Raw genomic sequence first — 7,894 nt, forward strand, 5'->3', positions numbered from 1 at the left:
GCCCTTCGCCGCGTGCGCGGCCTGGGGTCAGGCGAGCGGACCCGTCACCGGCTCCACCGCGGCGAGGAGGCCGCCCGTACGGATGAACTCGTCGGCCGCGGCCAGGTCGGGGGCGAGGAAACGATCCGGCCCAGGACCCTGCACACCCGCGGCGCGGGCGCCCGCGATCGCGGCCCGGCTGGCCGGGGCCGGGGTCAGCCCGTGGCGCAGCTCGATGGCGCGGGTGGCGGCGTAGAGCTCGATGGCGATGATCCGCGTCAGGTTGTCGACGGCGGTACGGAGCTTGCGCGCGGCCGACCAGCCCATCGAGACGTGGTCCTCCTGCATGGCGGAGGAGGGGATCGAGTCGGCCGAGGCCGGCACCGCGAGCCGCTTCATCTCGCTGACCAGGGCGGCCTGCGTGTACTGGGCGATCATCAGACCGGAGTCGACACCGGCGTCGTCCGCGAGGAACGGCGGCAGACCGTGCGAGCGGTTCTTGTCGAGCAGCCGGTCGGTGCGGCGCTCGGCGATGGAACCGAGGTCGGCGGCCGCGATGGCGAGGAAGTCGAGCACGTAGGCGACCGGGGCCCCGTGGAAGTTGCCGTTGGACTCCACGCGCCCGTCGGGCAGCACCACCGGGTTGTCGACGGCGGCGGCCAGCTCACGGGAGGCCACCAGGGCGGCGTGCGCCATGGTGTCGCGGCCCGCGCCGGCGACCTGCGGGGCGCAGCGCACGGAGTAGGCGTCCTGCACGCGCGGGGCGGTCTCCTCCTGGTAGTGCCGGACGAGCCCGGAGCCCTTCAGGACGGCGGCCATGTTCGCGGCGGAGGCGCCCTGTCCCGGGTGCGGACGGATGGCGTGCAGCTCGGGCTGGAGCACCTTCTCCGTACCGAGCAGCGCCTCCAGCGTCAGCGCGGCGGTGATGTCGGCGGAGGTGTACAGCTTGCCGAGGTCGGCGAGCGCCATGACCAGCATGCCGAGCATGCCGTCGGTGCCGTTGAGGAGGGCGAGGCCCTCCTTCTCGCGGAGCACGACGGGCTCGATGCCGGCTTCGGCGAGCAGTTCACCGGCGGGGCGGACGGTGCCGTCCGGGCCCTCGGCGTCGCCCTCGCCCATGAGGGCGAGCGCGCAGTGGGACAGCGGCGCGAGGTCGCCGGAGCAGCCCAGGGAGCCGTACTCGTGGACGACGGGGGTGATCCCGGCGTTGAGCACGTCGGCCATGGTCTGCGCGACGGAGGGGCGGACGCCGGTGTGACCGGAGGCGACGGTCTTGAGGCGGAGGAACATCAGCGCGCGGACGACCTCCCGCTCGACGCGCGGGCCCATGCCGGCGGCGTGCGAGCGGACGATGTTGCGCTGGAGCTGGGCACGCAGCTCGGGGCTGATGTGCCGGGAGGCGAGCGCACCGAACCCGGTGGACACCCCGTAGACGGGCTCGGGCTTGGCGGCGAGGGCGTCGACGATCTCGCGGGCCCGGGCGAGGGCGTCGAGCGCCTCCGCGGAGAGCTCGACGCGTGCGTTGCCGCGGGCTACGGCGATGACGTCCTCGGCGGTGGTCCCGGACGTCCCCACCACGACAGTGTGCATATCCATATTCAGCACCCTACGGATTGAATCGCTTCATGTCACTACTGGCTTCGTCACGATCGCGACGTGGCTGGACCCCTTACGGGCCGACGCCGCGGCCGGCCGGTCACTGGCGGCCCCGGAACCGGCGCCGCTCCCCGGGAGCCTCCTCGGCGGCCGCGTCCGCGAGCCGGACCACCGCGGTGTCCCGGCCCGCCACGACGGGCTTCGGGGAGCGCGCGGCCTTCGCCTTGTACTGGGCGGCGTCCGCCAGCCGGAACAACCGCCGGGAGGACCTCACCAGCCCGATCGGGTCCCCGGTGGAGGCCACCCCACAGGCCACCCCCTCGCCCAGCTCCAGTTCGGCCGCCCGGGTGCACACCTCCTCGGTGACGCGTACGATCTCGTCCGCCGTCGGACCGACCCCGACCAGGCAGAACTCGTCGCCGCCGAGGCGGGCCACCAGCGATCCGGGCAGCATGGCCCCGCACAGGCTCAGGACCGACCCGAACCGCTCCAGGAGCCGGTCACCCGTGGCGTGCCCGAGGGTGTCGTTCACCTTCTTCAGGCCGTTCAGGTCGCAGACGACGAGGCTGACGACCACCCCGGTCCGCCGGTGCTCCTCCAGGGCCTCGTCGAGGCGCATGTCGACCGCCCGCCGGTTCGCGAGCCCGGTCAGCGGGTCGGTGAAGGCGAGCCGCCGGGCTTCCTCCAGCCGCTCGTTCTGTGCGAGACCGGCCGCGACCACGGCGGCGAGCACGGTGGCGAACTCGGCGTCGTCGTCGTCGAAGTCCGGCAGCCCCTCGTCCCGGGCGACGTACAGCTCGCCCCAGGCGCGGCCGCTGAGCACGATGGGCGCGACCACGCAGGTCCCGCGGCCGCGGCGGCGCAGGGCGTGCCCGCGCCGTCCCGGCCGGTCGCCGACGGCACTCTCCACCCAGGCGTGCGGGCCGCCGCCGCCCACCCAGAGCTCGTGCAGGAACTCGGTGATCTCGGGGAAGTCGTGCACCGGGTAGGACTCGTCCTCGGGGAACTCCTCCTCGCCCGCCCGCCGCTCGCCCTCGTTCACGAGCACCCGCAGGCGCCCCCGCTCCCGCTCCCACGCGGAGATCGCGGCGAACGAGCCGTCCAGCGCCACGCGCGCCCCCCGCGCGGCCGCCCGCACACTGTCCCGCGGCGCGCACGCCGCGGCCATCGCCTGAGCGAGTCCCACCACGGCTCGTAGCCGCCCGTCAACTCCCATCACTCCAGGCTAGGGACTTTCGTCAGATTTGGGGACAATTGGCGCGACTTTCAGTACCGCCAAGATCACCAAGGGTGATCGGCGGCGGCGCCGACGCCCGGACCGCTACTCCCCCGGCCAGTTCGGCTTGCGCTTCTCGTTGAACGCCGCGACACCCTCCACCCGGTCACCCGAGAAGGCCACCGTCCGCCAGGCCGCGTCCTCGATCTCCAGGCCGGCCTCCAGGTCCATCCCGTGACCCAGCCGCAGCGCCCGCTTGGCCGCCCGCAGGCCCACCGGGGAGTTCGCCGCCATCCGGGACGCCAGCGCCAGCGCCTCCGCCGTGTCCTGGCCGGCCGGGACCACCGAGTCCACCAGACCCAGGGACAGCGCCTCGGCCGCCTCCACCCGGCGCGCCGTGAAGATCAGCTCCGCGGCCCGCGCCGCACCGACCCGGCGCGGCAGCAGCTGCGTGCCTCCGCCGCCGGGGATCACGCCCACCGACACCTCGGGCAGGCCCACCACCGAGGTCTCGTCGGCGACGATCACATCGCACGCCAGGGCGAGCTCGAAACCGCCGCCCAGCGCGAACCCGTGCACCGCCGCGACCGTGGGCATCGGCAGCGCCAGCACGCCCCCGTACGCCCCCCGCGTGGTCGGCCGCTGCCGGACCAGCTCGGTGTCCGAGAAGGAGTTCCGCTCCTTGAGGTCCGCCCCGACACAGAAGGCCCGCTCCGACGTCGAGGAGAGCACGACCACGCGTACGGCCCGGTCGGCGGCCAGCTCGGCACAGGCCGCCCCGAGAGCGCGGGCCATCGCGGTCGACACCGCGTTCATCGCCTTGGGGCGGTCCAGGACCAGCTCCGCGACCCCGCCCTCGTGGCGGCGTACCGCCACGAACTCCGACTCGAATGCGGCCTCGGACGCCATAGGAACCCTCCCGGTTAACGAACGTTACCCGGGAAGCTTAGGCTTCCGCCGCGTCAGCGACCAGGGCTCCACGACACCGAGCCCGCGCACCGGCCGCTGCCACATCGGCTGCAGCGCGAAACGGTAGGACGCACCCTCGTCGGGCGCCGTCTCGGCCTCCTTCTCCGACACCGGAGCCGCCCCGGTCCGGGAGAGTTCCTCGGCCATCGCCCCGTCCACCAGCACCGCGTCCTTGGGGGCTATCGACGTCAGCCGGCTGGCCAGGTTCACCGTGGTCCCGAAGACATCGCCCATCCGGGTGGTCACCGTGCCGAAGGCGATACCGACCCGCAGCTCCGGCATCTGCGCGTCGAGCTCCATCGTCTCGATCAGCCGCAGGGCGATCTCCGCCGCCGTCGCCGCGTCGTCGGCGCAGTACAGCACCTCGTCACCGAGGGTCTTGATCAGGCGGCCGCCGTGGGCGGCCACCAGGTCCGCCGCGGTCGTCTCGAAGGACTCGACCAGCTCGCCGAGCTCCTCCTCCTCCAGCCGCCGCGTCAGGCGGGTGAAGCCCACCAGGTCGGCGAAGCCCACCGCGAGCCGCCGGTCGACCATCTCGTCGTCGTCGGCCACCTGCACGACGCGCCCCGTGGCGGCCGCCAGCTGGCGCCGCCACACGTAGACGAGGAACTCCTCCAGCTCGGGCAGCAGCAGCTCCACCAGGGGGTACGTGACCTCCGTACGGGTCATCCCCGGCTCCGGCGGCTCCGTCAGCCCCTCCAGGAACGAGTCGATCTGCCACTCCGCCAGCCGGGCCGTGGTCTGCCCGGTCGACCGCGCCACCTGCACGGCCATCGGCTCGGACAGCAGCCCGGCCTCCACCAGGCCGGCCAGCCGGCGCAGGGCCAGCACGTCGGCCTCGGTCAGCGCCCGGGCCTGCCCGATGTCGGCGAAGCCCATGGCCCGCCAGAAGCGCGAGGCCAGTTCCATGGACACGCCCGCGCTCCGGGCGGCCTGGAACGGCGTGTACCGGCGCTCGGCACCGAGGATCAGCTGTTCCAGCCGGATGGCGAGCGGATCCGCCGTCGGCTGGGCCGTGTGATCGACCTCGTGGTGCGGGGTGTGCTGGTCACGGCCGATCGGGGTGCCCGGGCCGGACGCGGAGCCGCCACCGGCGGACGCGCTGGACGTAGGGTCGTCGACGGTCAAGGGCCGCCTCCTGTCCATTCCGTGCGCACTGCCCTGCGAACCGGTTGATCACCACGAGCACCGGGATCGCCTAAACCATACGGCAGGTGTGCCGTAGCTCACTCCCCCTCCCCACTTCCGGCCCGCCCGCGACCCGGGTGCGGGGCCCGGGGCCGGAGCCCCGGGCGGCGCCGCACCCGGCACCCCTGCGCCGTGTCAGTGCACGGAACGCAGGTGGACGACGTCTCCCGCGCCCACCGCCTCGTGCAGCCCCTCGGCCGTACGGATCACCAGGCGGCCATCGGTGTCCACCGCTTCGGCCGTTCCGGTGAGGGTGCGCCCGCCGGGCAGCTCCGCGCGGACGTGCCGGCCCAGGGTCGCGCAGCCCGCCGCGTAGGTCTCCTGGAGGCCGCTGGCCGCCGGGTCACCACCGGCCGCGCGCCAGTTCCCGTACCACTCCTCCAGGGACCGCAGGACGGCCCGCAGCAGCGGGTCCCGGTCCGTCACGGAGGCCTTGGCCAGCGCCAGCGACCCCGCGGTCGGCACCGGCAGCTCGTCCTCGGTCAGGCTGACGTTGAGCCCGATCCCGAGGACCACGCCGTCCTCGACCCGCTCGGCGAGGATCCCGCCGGTCTTGCGCTCCTCGCCGTCCACGCTGACCAGGAGGTCGTTGGGCCACTTGAGGGCGGTGTCCACCCCGGCCGCCCGGGACAGCCCGGTCGCGGTGGCCACACCGGCCAGCAGGGTCAGCCAGCCCCACCGCTCCTGCGGCACCGCGTCGCCCGGCTTGAGCAGGACGGAGAAGAACAGCCCGGAGCGGGCGGGCGCGACCCAGCTCCGCTCCAGCCGCCCGCGCCCGGCGCTCTGCTCCTCGGCCACGAGGACGGCCCCCTCGGGCAGCCGCGCCGCCCGGGTGGCAAGGTCGGTATTGGTGGACCCGGTACTGCCCACGACCTCCAGCGAGGTCCACAGCCCGTCCCCGGTGACGAGCGCCCGCTGAAGGGCGGCGGCATTGAGGGGCGGGCGGTCCAGGCTCGACCAGCGACCGGAGGAAGCTCCTGCTGAGGCATCTGATGGCGTCATGCAACCCAATGTAGGTGTGTCAAACGCCGCACTGCCGAGCGCCATGCCCGCCGATACGCTACGCACCAGTAGCCAGCAGTAGTCAATCAATTGACCAGGCAGTTGACACCACGCAGGGAGCCGCGACCCCGATGTCACATCCGTCAGAGCCGATCGACATGCACACCACCGCGGGCAAGATCGCGGATCTGCAGCGCCGCATCGACGAAGCCACCCACGCCGGGTCCGCGCGTGCCGTGGAGAAGCAGCACGCCAAGGGCAAGCTGACGGCGCGTGAGCGGGTTGCCCTGCTGCTGGACGAAGGATCCTTCGTCGAGCTCGACGAGTTCGCCCGGCACCGCTCGACCAGCTTCGGGCTGGAGAAGACCCGGCCCTACGGCGACGGCGTCGTCACCGGCTACGGCACGGTGGACGGCCGCCCGGTGGCCGTGTTCTCGCAGGACTTCACCGTCTTCGGCGGGGCCCTCGGCGAGACCTACGGCCAGAAGATCATGAAGGTCATGGACTTCGCGCTGAAGACCGGATGCCCCCTCGTCGGCATCAACGACTCCGGCGGCGCCCGGATCCAGGAGGGCGTCAGCGCGCTGGGCATGTACGGCGAGATCTTCCGCCGCAACGTCCACGCGTCCGGCGTGATCCCGCAGATCAGCCTGGTCGTCGGGCCCTGCGCGGGCGGCGCCGTGTACTCCCCGGCCATCACCGACTTCACGGTCATGGTCGACCAGACCTCGCACATGTTCATCACCGGCCCGGACGTCATCAAGACGGTCACCGGCGAGGACGTCGGCTTCGAGGAGCTGGGCGGGGCGCGCACGCACAACAGCACGTCCGGCGTCGCGCACCACATGGCGGGCGACGAGAAGGACGCCATCGAGTACGTGAAGTCGCTGCTCGCGTACCTGCCGTCGAACAACCTCTCCGAGCCGCCCGCCTTCCCGGAGGAGGCGGACACCGAGGTCTCCGACGCCGACCGCGAGCTCGACGTGCTGATCCCGGACAGCGCCAACCAGCCGTACGACATGCACACCGTGATCGAGCACGTGCTCGACGACGCGGAGTTCCTGGAGACGCAGTCGCTCTTCGCGCCGAACATCCTGACCGGCTTCGGCCGGGTCGAGGGCCACCCGGTGGGTGTCGTGGCCAACCAGCCGATGCAGTTCGCCGGCTGTCTGGACATCGACGCCTCCGAGAAGGCGGCGCGGTTCGTGCGGACCTGCGACGCCTTCAACATCCCGGTGCTGACCTTCGTGGACGTCCCGGGCTTCCTTCCGGGCACCGACCAGGAGTACAACGGAATCATCCGGCGCGGCGCGAAGCTGATCTACGCGTACGCCGAGGCCACCGTTCCGCTGATCACCGTCATCACCCGCAAGGCCTTCGGCGGCGCGTACGACGTCATGGGCTCCAAGCACCTCGGCGCGGACCTGAACCTGGCCTGGCCGACCGCGCAGATCGCCGTCATGGGCGCGCAGGGCGCGGTGAACATCCTGCACCGCCGCGCGATCGCGGAGGCGGAGGAGGCGGGCAACGCCGAGGAGACCAGGGCCCGGCTCATCGCCGAGTACGAGGACGCGCTGCTCAACCCGTACACGGCGGCCGAGCGCGGGTACATCGACGCGGTGACCATGCCGTCCGAGACGCGGGCGCACGTGGTGAAGGGACTGCGGCAGCTGCGTACCAAGCGGGAGTCCCTGCCCCCCAAGAAGCACGGCAACATTCCGCTCTAGCCCCTCCAGGAGGACTCTGTGGTGATCAAGGTCGTCAAGGGAAACCCGACCCCGGAGGAGCTGGCCGCCGCACTGGCGGTGGTCCAAGCGCGCGCGGCGGTGCTGGCCATGGCACCGTCGGGCGCCCCCCGGGTCGCGGACGAGTGGTCGGCGCCGGCCCGCGTGGCCCGGCGGCGGGTTCCGCATCCGGGGCCACGGGCCTGGGGCCGTACGTACT

General features: G+C 72.8%; 7 protein-coding genes. 2 read left to right on the forward strand and 5 right to left on the reverse strand.

The window, feature by feature from the left end:
• Positions 1–27: 27 nt before the first annotated feature.
• From hutH to ACWGIU_RS22395, 5 genes are all read right to left on the reverse strand, one after another.
• A complete protein-coding gene (gene hutH, locus ACWGIU_RS22375) occupies positions 28–1,569 on the reverse strand; it encodes a histidine ammonia-lyase (RefSeq protein WP_453708401.1) in 1,542 nt (513 codons plus the stop codon).
• Between the two features lie 106 nt (positions 1,570–1,675).
• Positions 1,676–2,791: a diguanylate cyclase domain-containing protein gene (locus ACWGIU_RS22380; protein ID WP_453708391.1), complete on the reverse strand. Its 1,116-nt coding sequence runs from the start codon at positions 2,789–2,791 to the stop codon at positions 1,676–1,678.
• A 105-nt stretch (positions 2,792–2,896) separates the two neighbouring features.
• A complete protein-coding gene (locus tag ACWGIU_RS22385) occupies positions 2,897–3,700 on the reverse strand; it encodes an enoyl-CoA hydratase/isomerase family protein (RefSeq protein ID WP_453708393.1) in 804 nt (267 codons plus the stop codon).
• A 24-nt stretch (positions 3,701–3,724) separates the two neighbouring features.
• A complete protein-coding gene (locus ACWGIU_RS22390; RefSeq protein ID WP_453708395.1) occupies positions 3,725–4,888 on the reverse strand; it encodes an adenylate/guanylate cyclase domain-containing protein in 1,164 nt (387 codons plus the stop codon).
• Between the two features lie 195 nt (positions 4,889–5,083).
• On the reverse strand, positions 5,084–5,950 hold the full coding sequence (locus tag ACWGIU_RS22395) for a biotin--[acetyl-CoA-carboxylase] ligase (RefSeq protein ID WP_453708397.1): 867 nt from the start codon (positions 5,948–5,950) through the stop codon (positions 5,084–5,086).
• A 131-nt stretch (positions 5,951–6,081) separates the two neighbouring features.
• Between ACWGIU_RS22395 and ACWGIU_RS22400 the strand changes: the two genes are divergently transcribed.
• Positions 6,082–7,677 carry an acyl-CoA carboxylase subunit beta gene (locus ACWGIU_RS22400; RefSeq protein ID WP_389123092.1) on the forward strand — a complete coding sequence of 532 codons (1,596 nt, stop codon included), beginning with the start codon at positions 6,082–6,084 and terminating at the stop codon, positions 7,675–7,677.
• Between the two features lie 18 nt (positions 7,678–7,695).
• Positions 7,696–7,894, forward strand: a 199-nt coding sequence (locus tag ACWGIU_RS22405) for an acyl-CoA carboxylase epsilon subunit (RefSeq protein ID WP_453708399.1), incomplete at its 3' end; no start/stop codon positions are given.

The organism is Streptomyces sp. NPDC054840 (assembly GCF_053611065.1).